At 72.8% G+C, this 19,847-nt stretch carries 18 protein-coding genes; 3 read left to right on the forward strand and 15 right to left on the reverse strand.

Annotation, left to right across the window (positions count from 1 at the left end):
- Positions 1-147: 147 nt before the first annotated feature.
- Positions 148-405, forward strand: coding sequence for a hypothetical protein (locus tag ACZ592_RS21765; RefSeq protein WP_471583233.1), 258 nt, complete (start codon positions 148-150; stop codon positions 403-405).
- Here the strand turns inward: ACZ592_RS21765 and ACZ592_RS21770 are convergent, their stop codons facing one another.
- The 10 genes from ACZ592_RS21770 to infC all read right to left on the reverse strand — a co-directional run bounded on the left by ACZ592_RS21770 (position 406) and on the right by infC (position 11,615).
- Positions 406-948, reverse strand: a complete 543-nt coding sequence (locus tag ACZ592_RS21770) for an NUDIX hydrolase (RefSeq protein WP_471583234.1) — start codon at positions 946-948, stop codon at positions 406-408.
- 119 nt (positions 949-1,067) lie between these two features.
- Positions 1,068-2,417: a transcriptional regulator gene (locus ACZ592_RS21775; protein WP_471583235.1), complete on the reverse strand. Its 1,350-nt coding sequence runs from the start codon at positions 2,415-2,417 to the stop codon at positions 1,068-1,070.
- 280 nt (positions 2,418-2,697) lie between these two features.
- On the reverse strand, positions 2,698-3,843 hold the full coding sequence (locus ACZ592_RS21780) for a PP2C family protein-serine/threonine phosphatase (protein ID WP_471583236.1): 1,146 nt from the start codon (positions 3,841-3,843) through the stop codon (positions 2,698-2,700).
- A gap of 191 nt (positions 3,844-4,034) precedes the next feature.
- A complete protein-coding gene (pheT, locus tag ACZ592_RS21785) occupies positions 4,035-6,563 on the reverse strand; it encodes a phenylalanine--tRNA ligase subunit beta (protein ID WP_471583237.1) in 2,529 nt (842 codons plus the stop codon).
- Positions 6,563-7,696 (reverse strand): phenylalanine--tRNA ligase subunit alpha, encoded by a 1,134-nt coding sequence (pheS, locus tag ACZ592_RS21790; RefSeq protein ID WP_471583238.1) that lies wholly within the window; start codon positions 7,694-7,696, stop codon positions 6,563-6,565. Before pheS ends, pheT begins: the two co-directional genes overlap by 1 nt.
- 158 nt (positions 7,697-7,854) lie before the next feature.
- Entirely contained in the window at positions 7,855-8,997 is a 1,143-nt protein-coding gene (locus ACZ592_RS21795) for a sensor histidine kinase (RefSeq protein ID WP_471583239.1), read from the reverse strand.
- A gap of 133 nt (positions 8,998-9,130) precedes the next feature.
- A complete protein-coding gene (locus ACZ592_RS21800; RefSeq protein ID WP_471583240.1) occupies positions 9,131-9,976 on the reverse strand; it encodes a TrmH family RNA methyltransferase in 846 nt (281 codons plus the stop codon).
- A 192-nt stretch (positions 9,977-10,168) separates the two neighbouring features.
- Positions 10,169-10,552, reverse strand: a complete 384-nt coding sequence (gene rplT, locus ACZ592_RS21805) for a 50S ribosomal protein L20 (RefSeq protein ID WP_471583241.1) — start codon at positions 10,550-10,552, stop codon at positions 10,169-10,171.
- Between the two features lie 94 nt (positions 10,553-10,646).
- Positions 10,647-10,841, reverse strand: coding sequence for a 50S ribosomal protein L35 (gene rpmI / locus ACZ592_RS21810; RefSeq protein WP_003947156.1), 195 nt, complete (start codon positions 10,839-10,841; stop codon positions 10,647-10,649).
- Positions 10,842-10,949: 108 nt separating this feature from the next.
- A complete protein-coding gene (infC, locus tag ACZ592_RS21815; RefSeq protein ID WP_471583502.1) occupies positions 10,950-11,615 on the reverse strand; it encodes a translation initiation factor IF-3 in 666 nt (221 codons plus the stop codon).
- A gap of 392 nt (positions 11,616-12,007) precedes the next feature.
- Here infC and ACZ592_RS21820 point away from each other — a divergent pair, with 392 nt between their 5' ends.
- Positions 12,008-12,385: a DUF1844 domain-containing protein gene (locus tag ACZ592_RS21820; protein WP_471583242.1), complete on the forward strand. Its 378-nt coding sequence runs from the start codon at positions 12,008-12,010 to the stop codon at positions 12,383-12,385.
- 4 nt (positions 12,386-12,389) lie between these two features.
- On the opposite strand, the gene ACZ592_RS21825 is transcribed toward ACZ592_RS21820, so the two are convergent.
- From ACZ592_RS21825 to ACZ592_RS21835, 3 genes are all read right to left on the reverse strand, one after another.
- Positions 12,390-13,124, reverse strand: coding sequence for an SseB family protein (locus ACZ592_RS21825; RefSeq protein ID WP_471583243.1), 735 nt, complete (start codon positions 13,122-13,124; stop codon positions 12,390-12,392).
- A gap of 75 nt (positions 13,125-13,199) precedes the next feature.
- Positions 13,200-14,369: a type VII secretion-associated serine protease mycosin gene (mycP, locus tag ACZ592_RS21830; protein ID WP_471583503.1), complete on the reverse strand. Its 1,170-nt coding sequence runs from the start codon at positions 14,367-14,369 to the stop codon at positions 13,200-13,202.
- A 38-nt stretch (positions 14,370-14,407) separates the two neighbouring features.
- Positions 14,408-16,069, reverse strand: a complete 1,662-nt coding sequence (locus tag ACZ592_RS21835) for a hypothetical protein (protein WP_471583244.1) — start codon at positions 16,067-16,069, stop codon at positions 14,408-14,410.
- A gap of 194 nt (positions 16,070-16,263) precedes the next feature.
- Between ACZ592_RS21835 and ACZ592_RS21840 the strand changes: the two genes are divergently transcribed.
- Complete coding sequence (locus ACZ592_RS21840) at positions 16,264-17,514, forward strand: amino acid deaminase/aldolase (RefSeq protein WP_471583245.1); 1,251 nt, start codon at positions 16,264-16,266, stop codon at positions 17,512-17,514.
- A 16-nt stretch (positions 17,515-17,530) separates the two neighbouring features.
- On the opposite strand, the gene ACZ592_RS21845 is transcribed toward ACZ592_RS21840, so the two are convergent.
- Both ACZ592_RS21845 and ACZ592_RS21850 read right to left on the reverse strand, forming a co-directional pair.
- Complete coding sequence (locus ACZ592_RS21845; RefSeq protein WP_471583246.1) at positions 17,531-18,481, reverse strand: DUF2510 domain-containing protein; 951 nt, start codon at positions 18,479-18,481, stop codon at positions 17,531-17,533.
- A gap of 48 nt (positions 18,482-18,529) precedes the next feature.
- The gene (locus ACZ592_RS21850) at positions 18,530-19,828 is read right to left on the reverse strand and encodes a haloacid dehalogenase-like hydrolase (RefSeq protein ID WP_471583247.1); all 1,299 of its coding nucleotides are present in this window, start codon (positions 19,826-19,828) and stop codon (positions 18,530-18,532) included.
- Between the last annotated feature and the right edge of the window lie 19 nt (positions 19,829-19,847).

A 19,847-nucleotide genomic window follows, 5' to 3' on the forward strand; every position in this document is an offset into this window, starting at 1 on the left:
GCGAGTGCCGGGCCCGCGGCGTTCACACACCGTGTGCGCAGAAGGCTCGCATATGCCCATCGCACACTCTCCCGCCCTGCCCACCACGCGAGTTGACTTTCTGTGCGGATGAAGGGGGGACGCGCCACTACAGAGAGGAGTGCACTCGTGACCACCGACGGCGAGATTGCCGTGGTCCCGGAAGAACTCGCGGAGTTACGCCGTAGCCTGGACGTGGGTCTGGCCCGCGTCGACGGACGGCTGGCGTTGCTCACTCAGCACGACGAACAGACCTCCAAGAACGTGGAGACCATGGAGACCAGGGTCGCCGCACTGGAGAACACGCGCTGGCCACTGCCCACGATCGCGGCCCTGGCCGCGGTCGCGGCGATCGCCGTGGCCGTCTGGCAGGCGATCGGCCATTAGCTAGCGCGCGTCCTGGCTGAGACGCAGATGGTGGAGGAGGAGCAGTGCCGCGGCCATGTTGGCCGCCGGGACCTCCCCGCGGGCGACCATGTCGGGGACCAGCTTGAGCGGGATCCACTCACGGCGGTCCGATTCGAAGTCGTCCTCGGGATGGCCGATGTATGTCCCTTCGTCGGACCAGTAGATGTGGTGCCGGGCGTCGGTGAGCCCGTTGGACGGCTCGACGCTCAACAGGTGCCGCAGCGGCCCCGGCCGCCAGCCGGTCTCCTCCTCCATCTCGCGTGCCGCCGCGTACGCGATGTCCTCGCCGTCCTCGACGACGCCCGCCGCGAGTTCCCAGCCCCAGCTGTCGGTGATGAAGCGGTGCCGCCACAGCAGGAGCACTTCGTTGGCGTCGTTGACGACGGTGGCCACGGCGACGGGCCGCAGCCGGATGAGGAAGTGATCGAGATGCCGGCCGTCGGGTAGTTCGACGTCTGCGAGATTGACGTTGAACCATCGGTTTCCATACACAGTTTGTTCGCTCTGTTTCGTCCACTGCACGGTTCTGCCACCTTCCGCCGAATAGATGGCAATATCGCAGCAGGGAGAACGTCAGAGCAGCGTGTGCGCGGCGCGGGACGGTGTGTGCGCGGGACCGGCGGAACGGCGCCGCGAGCGCGTTACAGCGGTACGCGCAGGGCCCCGTCGATCAGTTCGGCCGCCTCGGCCGTGCCCGCGCAGTCGCTGCGGACGAGGTGCTCGCGGACGGCACGCAGCCGGTCGCGCAGCCGCTGGGACTCCATCCCCCGCGCCTGTTCTGCCATTTCCACCGCGGTGGCCACCGCCTCGTCGGTGTTTCCCTGGCGCAGCTCGATCTGGCTGAGCATCGCGAGCCGGTGCACCCGGCCCCGGTCGTGCGCCGGAGTGTCCACGGCCGCCGCGGCGTGCTCGCGGGCGCTGGCCAGATCGCCGAGGCTGAGCAGCGCCTCCGCCACTTGCACGTTGACGAGCCCGGGCTGGACATAGCCCGTCTCGTCCGGCTCACGGCCGCGCAGGATCCGGTCGGCCGCGGCCTCGGCACGCCGGATGCAGGACAGCGCGCTCCTGCCGTCGCCCAGGTGCGCGTACGCCTTGGCCTGCATCGCGTACAGGTCGGAGGCGAGCGCCGGGGTGAGGTCGCGTCCGGCGGCCCGCAGCGCGGCCTCGGCGAACGCCACCGCCTGGCGGTACTCCCGCATGAACAGCGACTGGTTGACCAGGAGCGCGATGACGTACGCGCCGAGCCCCCGGTCCCCGCTGGCCTTGGCGAGCCGCAACGCCTGGTGGAAGTAGCGCTGGGCGAGGCCGTGCGCGTCGGAGTCGTAGGCGCAGATCCCCGCGATCGCCACCAACCCGCCGGTGGAGCGGTGCAGTTGGCGGCCGGTCTCGTCGGGGTAGCTGCCCCTCAGCAGCGGCGCGGCCTCGGCGTTGAGGAAGCCGACGATGCGGCTGCGGGTCGCGATGCCGCCGGTCTTGCGGTACATCTGCTCGTAGTGGGCGCGGGCGGCCCGCATCATCTCTATGTCGGCCGTGCTGACGGGGTGCCGGCCGCCGCGGGACACATCGACGTCCTCGGGCGGGTTCTCCCACTCCCAGACGGGCATGACGGCGGGTGTTCCGGTGACCGCGGGCGCGCCGAGCAGGTGCGGGCGCTGCTGTTCGTCCGAGCGCCACAGCGCGGTGGCCCGCTCCACGAAGCCGGAGAGCGTGGAGGCCGCGGAACCGGCCCGGGCCGCGGGGACGCCGGGCAGGCCGAGGCCGATGTCGTCGAGCGTGACGGGACGGTGCAGCCGGGCCGCGAGCACCTCGCAGATCAGGTCGGGGACCTGGCCCCGCGGCCGCTGACCTTTCAACCAGCGGGAGACGGCGGTGTGTTCGTACCGCAGTGCGAGGCCTCTGGCTCTGCCCGCCTGGTTCACATGTGCGGCCAGTCCCGCGTGAGAGATGCCCGCTTCGTCGAGGATCGCGTCGAGCAGGGTGTTGGGCTGCATGGATGCCCTCCGATGGCTCGGTGCTGTTCAGCGTAGTGGAGGTCCCTTCACACGGGGTGTGAAGGGAGTGTCCGAATCCGGGGGGTGTGCGCTCTGCCGCGTGGGGTGTGGGCCCGCTTGACTGAGATGCCTCATCAGTTAAGGAGGCCGGCCGGGCCGCCGGCTCCCCCCTCTTGCAGTGCGGCGGCCCTCAGTGGCGCCGTTCGTCCCGCCGTCTGCCCGACAACTCCATGGCGGGGCGGATGGCGCATGCCGTCTCCCGGACTTCCACCCCCACGGCTCAACTCACCGTGCCGGCCCGCCACCCGGGCTCGGACTGCTGGGCGGGCACCCGCGTGCGGTCGTTGCGCAGCACGAGCAGCGCCGCGTCGTCGGACGGCAACCGGCCCGCGTGGCGCACGAGTCGGGCGTACAGCGCGCGGATCAGACCCTGCGGCGAGACCGGCTGGACCCGGGCGGCCTCGGTGAGCGCGGCCTGCAGCGGGAAGAACGCCCCCGCGGCGTCGCGCGCGTCCGTCACACCGTCCGTGTGCAGCACCAGCGCCTCGCCGGGCAGCAGCCGGCCGCAGTGCAGCACCGGCAGGTCGGCGGGGAGCGGGAAGGCGCCGAGCGGCGGCAGCGGCTCGCTGTCGGTCAGCAGCCGGGCGGGTCCGCTCAGCAGATGGGGCCAGGGGTGCCCGCAGTTGAGGGCGGAGATCTCGCCCTCCCGGCTGATCTCCAGGAGCAGGACGGTGGCGAACTCCTCGGCGAGCGGGGCCTCGGGCGCCGCGCCGCCGTTGGCCGGGTGCTCGGCGCGCGAGCGTTCCCGCAGGTGCCGTCCGAGCGCCCGCTCCAGCCTCCGCAGCACCAGGGGCAGTTCGGCCTCGTCGTGGGCGGCCTCGCGGAAGCTGCCGAGGAGGGCGGCGACGGTCCCGATCGCCGAGAGGCCGTGCCCGCGCACGTCGCCGATGACGACGCGCACCCCGTGGTCGGTGGCGGTCACCTCGTACAGATCGCCGCCGACGGACGCGCCGCGCGAGGCGGAGAGCCGCCCGGCGGCCAGCGCGAGCCCCTCCATGCGGGGCGGCAGGGGCCTCAGCAGGACGTTCTGCGCGGCGCCCGCGACCTCGCGCAGCTGCCTCAGCTCCCGCAGCAGCACCCGCCGGACATGGCATATCAGCCCGGTCCCGACCACGAAGAAGACGGCACTGCTGACGATCCGCGCCCTCATGTCCTCCTGCTGCGCGAGCGGACAGGCCAGCTTGTACGTGATCGCGACGGCGCCCCACATGGTGGGCAGGCCCAGCGTGGAAAGGCGCCGGTCCCGGGGGCACCGCACGCGGCGCAGCACCCGGGGAAGCATGCGGGTGACCCGGCGGGGACGCCGGTCGCCCCGCCCCGTGCGGAGCTCGGCCCTGCGGGGTGCCCCAGCTTTGATACCGATCATGCCGTCGGCCCCCTAGGCCCCGTTCAGCGATCAGGCCGGCCGCTACGGCCGGATTGATTCTGTCGACCGCATGGACCGATCGGGCCAGGGTGACGCCACTTGTCACCCAAACGAGTGAGGGGCTTATCCGGTGGTCCGAATAAGCCCCTCTTTGCGCCTCTTGTGCGCCTGTTGTCGCCTACGGGTGGTGACTACGCTCCGCGCAGCACCGCGCCCGTCGCCCCGGCCGCGCTCGCGACGGCCGCGTCACGGGCCGCCGACGCCTCGTCGACGGTCAGCGTGCGATCGGCCGCCCGGAAGCGCAGCGCGTACGCGAGGGACTTCTTGCCCGCGCCGATCTGCTCGCCCTCGAAGACGTCGAACAGCCGGATGGACTCAAGGAGTTCACCCGCGCCACCGCGCAGGTAGTACTCGACGACGGCGGCCGGCACCGCGGAGTCGACCACGAGGGCGACGTCCTGGGTGGCCACCGGGAAGGTCGAGATGCGCGGCGCCCGGACGACACCGTCGCGCGCCGACTCCAGGAGGTCCAGGTCGAGCTCCATCGCGCAGGTGCGCGCGGGCACGCCGAGCGCCTTCACGACGCGCGGGTGCAGCTCGCCCGCGTGGCCGACGGTGACGATCTCCTCGCCGATCAGCACCTTCAGCTCGGCGCAGCGGCCGGGGTGCCACGGGCCGTACTGGCCCTGGTCGACGATGAGCTCGACGCCCGCCTCGTGGGCGATGGTCCGCGCCGACTCGACGGCGTCGGCCCAATCGGCCGACCGGCCCTTGCCCCACCAGCCGGCCTGCTCGCGGGCGCCCGCGAGGACGACGGCGGCGTGCCGGGGCTGGTCGGGCAGCGCCTCGGTGAGGGAGGCGATCTCCTCGTCCGTGGGGCGCCGGTCGACGGGCAGGCGCCCGGCGGCCTTGAGCTCCTCACGGGGGTGGAAGACCAGGCCCGTCTCGAAGAGCGCCAGGTCGTGCGAGCCGCGTCCGTCGTTGCGGCGCAGCGCGGAGAGCAGCCCCGGCAGCAGCGTCGTGCGGAGCGCGGGCTCCTCGTCGGAGAGCGGGTTGACGAGCTTGACCACACGGCGGTTCGTGTCGTCGGCCGCCAGGCCCAGCTGGTCGAAGACGCCCTCACCGATGAAGGGGTAGCTCGGCGACTCGACATAACCGGCGCCGGCCAGCGCGCGGCCCACCCTGCGGTGCAGCCGCTGCCGGTCGGTCAGACCACGGCCGGCCGGCGGCTTGGGCAGCGTCGAGGGCAGGTTCTCGTAGCCCTCCAGGCGGATGACCTCTTCGGCGAGGTCGTTCGGCTCGGCGAGGTCGGGGCGCCACGACGGGACGGTGACGGTCAGGTCGTCCTGGCCGTAGACGTCGCAGCCGACCTCCTGGAGGCGGCGCACGACGGTCTCGCGGCCGTACGCCACACCGGCGACCTTGTCCGGGTGGTCCGCGGGCATGGTGATCGTGCGCGGCGCGGTCGGGGCGATGACCTCGGTGACCCCGGCCTCGGCGCTGCCGCCCGCGAGGAGCACGAGCAGGTCGACGGTGCGCTGCGCGGCGGCCGCGGCGGCCTGCGGGTCGACCCCGCGCTCGAAGCGCTTGGACGCCTCGGAGGCCAGCTTGTGGCGGCGCGCGGTGCGGGCGACGGACAGCGCGTCGAAGTGCGCCGCCTCGACGACGACCTCGGTGGTGCCGCTGACCCGGCCGGTCTCCGGGTCGGTGACGGAGTCGGCGATCTCGGTGTTGGCGCCGCCCATGACGCCCGCGATGCCGATGGGTCCGCGGTCGTCGGTGATGACCAGGTCCTCGGCGTCCAGGACGCGCTTGGCACCGTCGAGCGTGGTGACCTTCTCGCCCTGCTCGGCCCTGCGCACGCCGATCGTGCCCTGGATGCGGGAACGGTCGTACGCGTGCAGGGGCTGGCCGAGCTCCATCATCACGTAGTTGGTGATGTCGACGGCGAGCGAGATCGGGCGCATGCCGACCTTCTGCAGCCGGCGCCGCAGCCAGATCGGGGAGCGGGCCTCGGGCTGCAGGCCCGTGACGGTGCGCGCGGTGAAGCGGTCGCAGCCGAGCGGGTCGGAGACCTTGACCGGGTAGCCGAAGGAGTTCGGCGCGGGCACGTCGAGCAGCGCCGGGTCGCGCAGCGGCAGGCCGTACGCGGTGGCGGTCTCGCGGGCGACGCCGCGCATCGACAGCGCGTAGCCGCGGTCGGGCGTGACGGCGATGTCCAGGACCTCGTCGACCAGCTCGAGGAGCTCGATGGCGTCGGTGCCCGCCTCGTGCTCGGGGGGCAGCACGATGATGCCGCCCGAGCCGTCGTCGCCCATGCCGAGCTCGTCGCCGGAGCAGATCATGCCGTGCGAGGTCTTGCCGTACGTCTTGCGGGCGGCGATCGCGAAGTCGCCGGGCAGGACGGCGCCGGGCAGGACCACGACGACCTTGTCACCGACCCGGAAGTTCCGGGCGCCGCAGACGATCTCCTGCGGCTCGCCGGTGCCGTTGGCCGTGCCGACGTCGACGGTGCAGAAGCGGATGGGCTTCTTGAAGCCCTCCAGCTCCTCGATGGTGAGGACCTTGCCGACGACGAGCGGGCCCTTGAGGCCCGCGCCGAGCTGCTCGACGGTCTCGACCTCCAGGCCGACGTCGATCAGCTTGGCCTGCACGTCACGGCCGGTCTCGGTGGCGGGGAGGTCGACGTACTCCCGCAGCCAGGAAAGCGGGACCCGCATCAGATCTCCATCCCGAACGGCCGGGTGAACCGGATGTCACCCTCGACCATGTCTCGCATGTCTTCGACGTTGTGGCGGAACATCAGCATCCGTTCGATGCCGAACCCGAAGGCGAATCCGCTGTACTTCTGGGGGTCGACGCCGCAGGCCGTCAGGACCTTCGGGTTGACCATGCCGCAGCCGCCGAGCTCGATCCAGCCCTCGCTGCCGCAGGTGCGGCAGGGGCGGTCCGGGTTGCCGACGGACTCGCCGCGGCACACGTAGCAGACCATGTCCATCTCGGCGGACGGCTCGGTGAACGGGAAGTAGTTCGGCCGCAGGCGGGTCTTCATGTCCGGGCCGAAGAGCGACTGGACCATGTGGTCCAGGGTGCCCTTGAGGTCGGCCATGGTGAGGCCCTCGTCGACGGCGAGCAGCTCGATCTGGTGGAAGACCGGGGTGTGCGTCGCGTCGAGCTCGTCCGTGCGGTAGACGCGGCCGGGGCACACGACGTAGACCGGCGGCTCGCGGCGCTCGAGGAGCGCGCGGGCCTGCACGGGCGAGGTGTGGGTGCGCAGCACGACACCGGACTCTCCCCCGCCGTCGGTCCCGTTCGGGCCCTGGACGAAGAAGGTGTCCTGCATCTGCCGGGCCGGATGGTCGGGCGTGAAGTTGAGCGCGTCGAAGTTGAACCACTCCGCCTCGACCTCGGGGCCCTCGGCGACCTCGTAGCCCATCGAGACGAAGACGTCGGCGACGCGCTCCATCATCGTGGTCAGCGGGTGCCGGGCGCCGGCGGGCGTGCGGTCGTACGGCAGCGTGACGTCCACCGCCTCCTCGACCAGGACGCGGGCGTCGCGCTCGGCCTCGAGCTCGCTCTGACGGGCGGCCAGGGCCTTGCTCACGGCGCCGCGGGCCATGCCCACGCGCTTGCCCGCCTCGGCCTTGGCCTGCGGGGGCAGCGCGCCGATCTCGCGGTTGGCGAGGGCCAGCGGCGAGGTGCCGCCGGTGTGCGCGACCTTGGCCTCCTGGAGCGCGTCGAGGGAGTCCGCGGCCACGAAGGCGGCGAGCGCCTCGTCCCGCATGCGCTCGATCTCTTCAGGTTTCAGTGCCTCGACCTCAACAGGGTCGTACGACTTGTTCGGTGCCGACATCTCTTCCCGTGCTTCCGGTTGGCTGGCGGATGGGTCCCCGTCAACGACTCGGAGACAAGCTGTCCCAGGTGTGGGGACACAAAGTGCCAACGACCGAGTCTAACGGGGGTGCGGTGAACGAATGAGCCCGCGGGCCGCTCGGGGCGTCCTCACAGCGGTCACTGGAGATACGCCGGAGCCCCCACGGGCAACGTAAATCGGAACTGGGCGCCGCCGCCGGGCGCGCGGCCGACGGTGATCGTCCCGCCGTGCGCCTCCACGATGCCCTTCACGATGTACAACCCCAGTCCCGTCCCGCCGCGCTTGCTGCCCCGCCAGAAGCGGGTGAAGACGCGGCCCATCGACTCCTCCGGAATACCGGGACCTTCGTCGCTCACGGTCACGGCGGTCTCGGCGCCGCCCCGCTCGCGCGGCGAGGAGGAGGGCGCCACCTCGATGGTGACGGTTCCCTCGCCGTGCCGCACCGCATTTTCCAGCAGGTTGCTGAGCACCTGGTCGATCTTGTCGGGGTCCGCCCAGCAGTCCGGCAGCGGCTGCTGGACGCGGACGAGGAAGCGGTCCGCGTCCTGGCCCGCGGCGACGTGCGCCTGGATGTGCCGGCCGACGGCCGCGCCGATGTCGACGGGCTGACGGCGCAGCTCCAGGCGGCCGGAGTCGATGCGGGAGATGTCCAGGAGCTCGGCGATCAGCCGGGTGACGCGGTTCGCGTCGGCGTCGACGGTCTCCAGCATCAGCTTCTTCTGGTCGTCGGTGAACCGCTCCCACTTGGCGAGCAGGGTCGCCGTGAAGCCCTTGACGGAGGTGAGGGGCGAGCGGAGCTCGTGGGCGACCGTGGCGATCAGCTCGGCGTGGCTGCGCTCGGTGCGGCGACGGGCCTCGGTGTCCCGCAGGCAGACGACGACGCGGCGTACGGGCCCGGTGCGGGTGGTGCGCACGTAGCGGGCGGAGACGAGGACCTCACGGCCGCCGGGCAGCAGCAGATTGCGCTCGGGCTGGCCGACGCGGATGGCGAGGCCGCCGTAGGGGTCGGTCAGGGGCCACCAGCGGCGGCCTTCGAGGTCTTCTAAGGGGAGCGCGTGCTCCAGGGGGGTGCCGAGGGCGTCCGCCGCGGCGACCGCGGTGATCCGCACCGCCGCCGAGTTGAAGCAGATGACGTGGCCCGTCTCGTCCGCGACGACGAGGCCGTCGGGCAGCTCGTCGGGATCGAGTCCGAGGCCGCCGAGGTCACCGGGACCGCCGTGGTCCGCGTGAGGACGGACGACGTCCGCCACCCCCGGTGCTCCGCTCGTGCCGACACTCATTCCCCGTACCCCACCTCTCGGACTGCCGGTGGGGGGTTCCTCCCTGCTCGGAGGTCCCCGTGTCCGGGCGGAGCCGAGAACGTGGGGGACGTGCCGAGAGCCTGGAGGGAGGCCCCCCGAGCCCGTCACACTACTAGCTCGATGTGACGGAGCGGCACCCTCCAGCGGCACGCTGTGCACGGGCGGACGCATAGAGGCACACCGCGGCGGCCGTCGCGAGGTTGAGGCTCTCGGCTCTGCCGTGGATCGGAACACGCACCACCGCGTCGGCGAGTGCGCGGGTCTCCTCCGGCAGCCCCCAGGCCTCGTTGCCGAAGACCCAGGCGGTGGGGGTGCCCATGGTGCCCCTGTCGAGTTCCGTGTCGAGGTCGTCCTCGCCCGCCCCGTCGGCGGCCAGGACGCGTACGCCGACGTCCCCCAGCCTCTGGACGGCCTGCTCGACGGGGACTCCGACGGCGACGGGAAGGTGGAAGTGCGAACCGACCGACGCGCGCACCGCCTTGGGGTTGTAGAGGTCCACGGAGGCGTCCGTGAAGATCACGGCGTCGGCGCCCGCGGCGTCCGCGCAGCGCAGCACGGTCCCGGCGTTCCCGGGGTCGCGGACGTGCGCGAGGACGGCGACGAGCCGGGGCCGGGCGGCGAGGATCTCCTCGAAGGGGGTGTCCAGGAACCGGCAGACGCCGACGAGGCCCTGCGGGGTGACGGTCGTCGAGATGTCGGCGATGACGTCCTCGTCGGCGAGGTGCACGCGGGCGCCGGCCGCGCGGGCCTCCCCCACGATGTCGGCGTACCGCTCGGTGGCGTCGACGGTGGCGAACAGTTCGACGAGCGTCTGCCCGTGCCCGGCGGCCTCCCGCACGGCCTGCGGCCCCTCGGCGAGGAACAGCCGCTCCTTGCCCCGGAAGTTCCGCTTGGCCAGCCGCCGCGCGGCACTGACGCGAGGTGACTTGGGGGAGATCGGCTCAGGGGCGGCAGGCATGGACTCACCTTCGGGGAAACGGTGCGGGCGTCCCGCGGGGACAGCCCGCGGGGGCGCGGGGAACTGCGCGACCAGCCAGTCACGATCCGCGGACGGCAGACAGGAGCAGGGGGCGGACGAGAGCCCGAACAGAAGCGGACCCGCAAGCCAGGCGGCCTGCGGGTCCGACATCACGCTCAGCTCAGCGCAGCGTCACGCGGCCTTCGGCGCGTTGACGTCCGACGGCAGCGCCTTCTGCGCGACCTCGACGAGCGCGGCGAACGCGTTCTCGTCGTGGACGGCCAGCTCCGCGAGGATCTTGCGGTCCACCTCGATGTTGGCGGCCTTCAGACCCTGGATGAAGCGGTTGTAGGTGATGCCGTTGGCGCGGGCAGCGGCGTTGATGCGCTGGATCCACAGCTGACGGAAGTCGCCCTTGCGCTTCTTGCGGTCGTTGTAGTTGTAGACCAGGGAGTGGGTGACCTGCTCCTTGGCCTTGCGGTACAGGCGCGACCGCTGGCCGCGGTAGCCGCTGGCCGCTTCGAGGATCGCCCGACGCTTCTTGTGGGCGTTGACTGCCCGCTTGACGCGTGCCACTTGTTAACTCCTTGTAGCGGGGCCGTGGTTGGACTCACACGGCCCGGTATCGATTGGGTCCCGGTCAGAGTTCAGGCGCGGTGTGCGCCCGGACTCACTTGCCGAGAAGCTTCTTGATCTTCTTGGCGTCGCCCGGGGCCATCTCGGCGTTGCCGGTGAGGCGACGCGTCAGACGGGACGACTTGTGCTCGAGCAGGTGGCGCTTGCCGGCGCGCTCGCGGAGCACCTTGCCGGAGCCGGTGATCTTGAAGCGCTTGCTGGCACCGCTGTGCGACTTGTTCTTCGGCATAGCGCCGTTCTCTCCTCGTCAGTGGCACTCCGATGCCCGGTCGTGAAACCGGGCATCCGGGAGGACCCTATGTGTCAGTTGGCATCCTCTGGACTCGCGTCCAGCGGATCAGGCCTCGGCGGGGGCCTCGGCCGGGGCCTCGGCGGGAGCCTCGGAGAGCTCGTCGTCCCCCTCGGCGGAGTTCTGCGAACGGCCCGGGTTGGCCTTCGCGTCCGCCTTGCGGGCCGCCTGGGCCTCACGGGCCTCGGCCATCGCCTCGGTCTTCTTCTTGTGCGGACCGAGAACCATGATCATGTTTCGGCCGTCCTGCTTCGGGTTCGACTCGATGAACCCAAGGTCCTCGACGTCCGAAGCGAGACGCTGCAGCAGTCGGAAGCCCAGCTCGGGGCGGGACTGCTCACGACCACGGAACATGATCGTGATCTTGACCTTGTCGCCCTGCTTGAGGAACCGGACGACATGACCCTTCTTGGTGTCATAGTCGTGCGGGTCGATCTTCGGCCGGAGCTTCATCTCCTTGATGACCGTGTGCGCCTGGTTCTTGCGCGCTTCACGGGCCTTCATGGCCGACTCGTACTTGAACTTCCCGTAGTCCATGAGCTTGCACACGGGCGGACGGGCGTTCGCCGCGACCTCGACCAGGTCAAGGTCGTACTCCTGCGCAAGCTCCAGGGCCTTGGCAAGCGGAACAATCCCGACCTGCTCGCCGCTGGGACCGACAAGTCGCACCTCGGGAACGCGAATCCGGTCGTTGATGCGGGGCTCGGCGCTGATGGATCCTCCTCGGTAGCACCACGCGACCGTCTGGCGGACAGCCGCGTTACGTCTGTTATCTGGACCAACCGCGCCGGCGCACAAAAAATGCCCCGACCGATCACAGGAAGGGGCTCCACGTACTACCGGAGCACCTCCGCGGTGATCGCGGGGCGCACATCGGGCGACCCGAAGCCTCGGGGACTTCGGCCGCCTGACCGGTGACCCGCCGCTCCGGGGAGCGGTCAGGTGGGAGATCGGAGCCTCCACTTGTGGGCCGGATCCTTGCGTTGACACGCGGGCATCCAGCCGGTCGTTACACAAGGTTAGCAGCTCCCGGGGGGTGGAGCGAACCGGTGTGCACAGCCGCTCCCGCGGGTCGGGCGATCCGGGGCGCGGCTTATCGTGTGGACATGAGCGACACGACCCCCACCCCCGAGTCCCCCGCCGGCGGCTCCCCCGACTTCGACACCCTGACCCGTGACATCGCGGACGTCCCCGCGGTCGAGGTGATCACCACGGTGGCGGTCCACCTGATGAGCGCCGCCGCCGTGAACCTCGGCCTCGCCGAGGGCGGCGAGGGCCACAAGGACCTGGACGAGGCCCGCAAGCTGATCCACTCGCTGGCCGGACTGCTCGACGCGAGCGCCACGGAGGTCAGCTCGTTCCACGCGGCGCCGCTGCGTGACGGCCTGAAGTCGCTGCAGCTGGCGTTCCGCGAGGCGTCGGTGGTGGCGGACGAGCCGGGTCAGGGTCCCGGCGAGAAGTACACGGGCCCGGTCTTCGGCTGAGTCCTCACACCGTACGTACGTAGAGGGGCTCGCCCGGTGGCGTCGCCTCGGCCGGCAGGAGTGCCAGGTCGAGGCCGCGCACCAGGCGGGCCCTCAGTGTTTCGTCGGCGGCGATCCGCCGGGCCACCCGCTGGGCGGCCTGCGCGGGGTCCGCGACCGGGTCGAGGACCAGGGCGAGGGTGCCGTCCGCCTGGCCGGGGCCGAGGTGGGCGCGGAGCACGTCGGGCTCGGCGGCGACGGCCGCGCGCACCGCGTCGGTGACAGCCGGGTCGGAGAGCGGGTCGGCGCTGGCGCGGCCCTCGGCGAGGGCGAGCAGGGCGGAGCGGCCCAGCTCGTAGGGGACGGGTCCCGCGAGGTCGAGGACGATGGTGTCGGCCTGCTCGTGCGCGGCGGCCTGCAGTGCCTGGGGCAGCGGGACGGCTACCGGACGTGCGGCCGGGTCCCACAGGGCGAGGGCCTCGATGGACGTGAAGGCGGGCAGCGCCTTGCGGTCGCCCGCCTTGAGGGTGGGGACGGCCATGTCGCTGGTCTTCTCGCGGCGCAGCCCGTTCTCGTCCTCCTCGACCTCGCCGAGCACGGCGACGACGGGCACGAGGAGGCGGGCGCCGGTCAGGGCGGCCAGGACGGGACCGTGGGCCGTGCGGTCCTGCGACCAGGCGGCGAGCGCCGCGGCCAGCCGGGGGTCGGCCGTCCCGTCGTCGTCGGAGAAGCCGGGGTCGGGAATGCTCTTGTTCGCCATGTTCGCCACGGTGTCGACCCTACAGAGTGGGCCCGGCGCCGCGATCAGTCGCCCGGGGCACCGCCACCCGGCGCCTCAGCCCCGCCGGGACGTCCCCGACCTGGTCCGCCAGAGCTGGACCGCCGCCGCGAGCAGGGCCACGCCGAGGGCGCCCGCGACCGGGCCGACCCAGCCCGCGGGGCCGTCGTCGTCCATCGGCTCGTCCGGGCCGGGACCGAAGTACTCGGTGCCGTAGGCGGCCGTACGCGGCGCATCGGGCTTGAGCCGTGCGCCCCGGTCGAGCGCCGCCGCCGGGTCGATCAGGCCGAAGCCGCGGGAGTCGTCACGGCCGCCGGACGGGGCGTCGCGGGCGGTGTCCTCCAGGAGCTGCTTGATCTGTGCGGGCGTGAGGCCGGGGTGGGCCGCGCGGATCAGGGTGACGGCGCCCGAGACGAAGGCGGAGGCGGCGCTGGTGCCCCAGCCCTCGTAGTACTTGCCGTCGGGGTCGGCGATGACGATGTCGTCGCCGGGGGCGGCGACGGTGGCGTACCAGCGGCGGGTGGAGAAGGAGGCGCGGGCGCCGTTCTCGTCCACGGCCGTCGCGGCGATCACGCCGGGGTAGGCGGCCGGGTAGGAGACGTGGTCGCCGCGCTCGCCGCCGTTGCCCGCGGAGGCGACGACGGCGACGCCCTTCTTCAGGGCGTACTGCACGGCCGCGTCCTCGGCCGGTTCGGGGTGGGCGGACTTGGAGTCGTCGCCGAGGGAGAGGTTGATGACGTCGGCGCCGTGGTCGGCGGCCCAGCGGATGCCTTCGGCGAGCGCGTTGCCGCGGGTGTTGCGGGCCTTCTTGCGGGACGGGTCGCCGTCTTCGAGGATCACCCGGACCGGCAGGATCTTCGCCTCGGGCGCGATGCCGAGCACGCCGTCGCCGCGGCCTTCGCCGTGTCCGTGGCCCGCGATGATGCCGGCCATGGCGGTGCCGTGCCGGGCCCAGGGGCGGTCGCCCCTGCGGGAGCCGAAGCCGACCATGTCCTGTCCCTGGAGGACGTTGCCCTTCAGGTCCGGGTGCTCGGCGTCCACGCCGGTGTCCAGGACGGCGACGGTGATGCCCTTGCCCTGGGTGGTCTGCCAGGCCCGGCCGGTGTGCATGGCGTCCAGGGCCCACTGCTGGGCGCGGATGCCGTCGTCGGCGCGGGCGGTGGCCGCCGGGGCGAGGACGAGGGCCGCGGCCGCGACGACGGCGACGAGCGACTGACGGGCCCGCACGGCGCCACCTCCGCGGGAGCCGTCCCGCGCACGACTGTTCACGATGTCTTCTCCGCGGCCGCGATGGTCTTGCGCAGGCCGCGCTCGACGCGGTCCGCGATGCCCTTCGCCTCGTGGCCGAGGCCGGACTGGGCGGGCGCCGACGTGGTGTTGGTGCCCATCGCCTCGGTGGCGGGCTCGGGGTCGGTGACGGCGCGGCCGTCGGCGAATCCGGCGACGGCGTACGCGACGACGGGCGCGTCCGGGAGCACGGACACGGTCCAGGAGGCCCGCTGCGCGTCGCCGAAGTCCTTGGCGGCGGTGCCCCTGGCGGCGTAGGGCCGGGGCATGAGGTCGGGGCGCCGGTCGAGCCCCTCCTCCGTGAAACGGTTCCGCAGGGTCTGCATGCCGTCGGCGTCCGCCTTGGTGAACAGCAGGCCCACGGTGGTGACGTGGCTGCGCGTGGCGTCCGTGTACGTGGCACGCAGCAGCCGCAGACAGCCGGCCGGGGCGAGGGCCTTGTACAGCAGGGGGTCGAAGGCGCCCCGGCAGCCGCTGTCCGGGGCGACGGCTATCCGGGTCCAGGAGCGGTCGGCGCCGCCGGGGCCCGCGCCCTCGCCCTTGAGCTCGGGCGGGAACAGCCGGTCGACGGGGACGCTGTGCCACAGCCCGCCGGTGACCGTGTACGCGCTGCGGGCGGTACCGCCGGCCGCGGACTCGCCGGTCAGCCAACTCCCGGTCGCGGCGCCGCCGATGAGGCCGAGCCCGATGACGACACAGGCAGCGGCGGCGGCCGCGCGCGGGCGCGCCCAGGCGCCGACGGGGCGCAGCCGGGTGGTGCTGTCGTCGTACAGCGCGGGCCGCGCGAAGGACACGAAGGGCCGCCCGGCGCCGGGCGCCGGCGTCAGGTCGACGGCTCCGAGCGCGCGACGGGCGGCGGTTGTCCGGCGGGGGGCCTCCGCGGGGCGTGGGGGCGCGACCCGGGGCGGGGCCGCGGGCGCGGTCGGTGCGGTGGTGGGCGACGGCGCCTCGTCGGGTACGGGGCGCAGCCGCGTCGTGGTCTCCCCGGGCGGCACCGGCCGTTCGTCCCCGGGGGCCGGTGCCGTGGTGGGCGGGGCGGAGGGCTGCGGAGGGACGGCGGGGCGCGGGGGCAGGGACGGGCCGGCGGCGACGGAGGGAGTGGCCGTCGCCTCTTCGGATCCGGGCTCGTCCGCTTCGTCCATGACGTCCAGGTCGTCCATGACGTCCAGGTCGCCCGCACCGGCCACGTCGGCGTCCCGACCCCCGACCTCGTCGGGAACGCGCAGCGTGCCGGTGACCGCCGGCGGGGCGTCGGGCAGGCGTGCCGAGGCCGGAGGCGGCGGGGGCGGCGCGGTGGCGCCGGACGCCTCGCGCTCCGCCCTGGCCTGTTCGAAGGGCGCCATCAGGTCCTCTATGAGGGCCTCTTGAGCGGGCTCGGCGACGTGGGCGTCCGCGGGGTCGAGGGCATCTGCGCGGTCGTCGGCACGCTCGTCGGCGTCGGCGGCCTCCCGGTCCGTACGCGGGCTTTCGAGCACCCAGTCCCGGTCGACCGGCGGCCTGACGTCGGGAAATCGGGCGGACGGCACGGGCGGCGGTTCGGCCGCCGCGCCGGTCCGTTCGGCGGGGGACGGCGGCGCCGTGGGCCGGGGCGGCGTGCCGGGGCGCGGGGGGATGGGGCTGCGAGGCGCCTCCGTGCTCATGCTCCCCCGTTTCCTCGCGCTCGGCCGGCCGGAGCGCTCGGCCGGCGAGGCTCGGCGCGCGCCGCTCTGCCAGGCTCCGTGCGCGTCACTCTACGGGCAGACACACGGCGTACGGGAACTCAGTCCGCACCCCCGGGCGATCTGCCCGGATCATCCCCCTACCCTCGGGTAATCGTGTCTGGCAGGCTTCGGCCATGACTGCCCGTCCGACTCCCGGCCACCGCCCCTCGACAGGGCTCGTCGCGCCGCAGCTCGCAGCAGACCGGGCCCGCTACGACCGGGCCACCGCACATCTCGACGCCCCCGTCGCCATCGTCGACCTGGACGCCTTTGACGCCAACGCGGACGATCTCGTGCGCCGCGCCGCCGGCAAGCCGATCCGGGTCGCGAGCAAGTCCGTGCGCTGCCGCGCCCTGCTCGAACGGGTCCTCGCCCGGGACGGTTTCGCCGGGATCATGTCGTTCACGCTCGCCGAGTCGCTCTGGCTGGCCAGGTCCGGCTTCGACGACGTGCTGCTCGCCTATCCGTCGGCGGACCGCGCCTCCTTCGCCGAACTGGCCAGTGACCCCAAGCTCGCGGCCTCCGTGACGGTGATGGTCGACGATCCGGCCCAGCTGCGGCTGATCGACGAGGCCAGGGGCGGCGGTGCCGAGGAGGTGCGGGTCTGCCTGGAGCTGGACACCTCCTTCAAGGTGCTGGGCGGGCGGGTGCGGATCGGGGCGCTGCGTTCGCCGCTGCACTCCCCCACGCAGGTCGCCGCCCTGGCGCGCGCCATCGCCCGGCGGCCCGGCTTCCGGCTCGTGGGCGTCATGGCCTACGAGGGGCACGTCGCGGGGGTGGGCGACTCCGTCGAGGGGCATCCGGCGCGTTCGCGGGCGATCCGGATGATGCAGGCAGCGGCCCGCAAGGAACTCGTCGCGCGCCGGGGACAGACGATCGCCGCCGTCCGGGCGGTCGCCCCGGACCTGGAGTTCGTGAACGGCGGCGGGACCGGCAGCGTGCAGCACACCGCGGCCGAGCGCGCGGTGACCGAGATCGCCGCGGGGTCGGGGCTCTTCGTGCCGCGGCTCTTCGACAACTACACGTCGTTCAGCGGGCGTCCGTCCGCGCTGTTCGCGCAGCCCGTGGTGCGGCGGCCGGGCGTGGGGACCGTAACGGTGCTCGGCGGCGGCTATCCGGCGTCGGGGGTCGCGGGCGCCGACCGCTCTCCGGTGCCGTACCTCCCCGAAGGGCTGCGCTACGACGCACAGGAGGGCGCGGGCGAGGTGCAGACGCCGCTGCACGGTCCGCCCGCGGACGATCTGCTGATCGGCGACAAGGTGTGGTTCCGGCACGCGAAGGCCGGGGAGCTGTGCGAGCGGTTCGCGACGCTGCACCTGGTCGAGGGCGACGCGGTGACGGCGAGCGTGCCGACGTACCGGGGCGAGGGCCACACGTTCCTGTGACCCCGCGGCCGCCCCTCTAGGGCGTCGCCCCGGGGTCGTTGCCCACGCCGCCGCCCGTGGCGCTGTCCTCGACCGAACGGATCCCGTGGGTGATCTCGTCCATGACGGAGACGGGCGGCGCGTCGTCGCCCGCGCCGACGGCGAAGCGGACGGTGATCATCGACTCGGACCCGACGCTCGACGCGAACGCGAGGGACTGGACGTATCCCCCGGCGCCCTTCTCGGTGTGGACCCGCCAGCGCACGAAGTAGCCGGTGCGGCCCGCGACCGCCACCTGGCCTTCCTTGACCTTCTCGTGGCGCGTGATGCCGCCGTAGGGCTGCTGGTCCAGCTTGTCCTTGTCGTAGGCGGCGTCCGCGGCGTCCTGGATGTCGGTCAGGGCGAGGGCCTTGGGGTCCGTCTCGTCGGTGCCGGTGACGGTGCTCGACGTGACGGTGCCCTCGCGGCAGAGGCCGGAGTCCCCCGGGCAGTCGACGATGTCCGGGGTCTGGATGGTCGCGCCGCCGCCCAGGGAGTCGTCGTCCTTCTCCCAGCCCTCGGGGACGGGCAGCGTGATGCCGTTGAGGTCGTCGACGAGGGTGTCCGGGTCGGCGTCGGTGGTCGGGGACGCCGAGTCGTTCGCCGCATCGGTCGGCGAGGTGTCGGACTTCGCGGGCGTGCTGGGCGCGGGACCGCCGCCCTGCGGCTCGCCGTCGTCCCGGGTCAGGACGACGGCGCCCGCGACGATCGCCCCGAGGAGGACGACTCCGGCGGCGGCCAGCGCGGCGGCTTTCGTGCGGCCGCCGCCCCGCGACACCGGTTCCATCACGGTGGTGGTGGCCGGCGGGCCGAAGCCCTGCGTCGCCGCGGGCACTCGGGTGTGCTCGGGGCTCCGCCGGTGCTCGGTCCAGGTGGCCCCGTCCCACCAGCGCTCGACGGAGGGCTGGTGGGGGTCCGGGTACCAGCCGGGCGGCGGCGACATGCTCATCCCGGCACTCTAGGGCCTGCCTTCACACTGCTGTCGTCACCCCGGAGGTCAGTACACCGCGTCCTGCTGGTCGGGGACCACGGAGCCGTCCTCGCGCAGGACGGGGCCCTTGCTCCCGTCGTGCTCGTTGTACGCGCTCGTCGAGCACGGGTACGGGTCGCTCTTCTGCTCCAGCGGCTCGATGAACATGGGGTTCACGACCCAGCGGCCGTCCGCGTCGTCGTAGGCGCGGCACATGAACTCGCCCTTGTTGCGGTTCAGGACGAGGTGCGCGCCGGTCGCGTCGGCGACGAACGTCACGTCCGTGTCGGCGTCGCCGCCGCCGAGCGCGATGCGGTGTGTGAAGTCCTGCTGCTGCCAGGCCTTCTTGCCCTTGACGCCGAAGATCTCCTGGTTGATCCAGCAGCGCTTCCCGTCGATGTAGGGGATGGCCTCGCCCTTGTTCACGGGGACGCCGCCGCAGCCCTGGTTCCAGGGGGTGATGCGGCCCTTGCGGTCGAGCACCGAGCGGATGGCGACGGTGTGCTCGCGGTCGATGCCGACGCTCTTGGACCAGACCTCCGTCACCGGCTCCGAGCCCGCGGAGACGATGTAGACGTCGAAGCCGGCCTTCTTGAGCGTGCGGATCAGGTCGCGCTGCTGGTCGTAGTAGCGGACGTAGCCGGGGATCTCGTGGGTGCCGACGGTCTGGGTGGCACCGACCGGGGCGGCGAGGGCTTCCTTGCGGGCCTTGGCGGCGTACGACTCCAGCTCGGGGACGGTGTGCCCGGCGAAGAGCTGCGGCACCCAGGCGTACTGCGGGACGGTGTGGCGGTGGTCCCACGTGCCCGCGAAGGCCGCGTCGCCGCTCATCGTCTTCCCGTCCTCGCGGACCTCGAAGATCTCGTCGGCGCAGGCGGTGTCCCTGGACGTCGGCAGGGGCTTGCCGACGGGGACGTCGGTGCCGCAGGCCTCGGTGAGCGCGCGGTCGGCCTCGTCGGTCATCCACTTGCTGGTGGACTTCCAGCTCTTGGGGCGCAGGATCTTGTCGTGCCGCAGGGACCAGGCGATGGTCGCGTCGGTCACGTCGTTCTTGGTGACCGTGTTGTCCCAGTCGAAGGCGGCGACCGGGCGCTTCTCACCCTTGCCCAGGTGCGGGTGGGAGCAGCGGCCGCGCTCGTCGATCGTGCGCTGCAGCTTGGCGCGGTTGTGGCCGTACCAGGTCAGCTTCTTCGACAGCTGCGGGCAGTGCCCCGCAGCCGCGGGGGAGTTCGCGGGCGTGGCGGCGGCCGCGGGGAGAGCTGCCGGGACGGCCGCCAGGGCGGCGGCCGCGGCCAGGGTCAGCGCCAAAATGTTTCTGTTACGCATGTGAGTGGACCGTACATCA

The sequence above is a fragment of the Streptomyces sp. NPDC040622 genome (assembly GCF_055593965.1).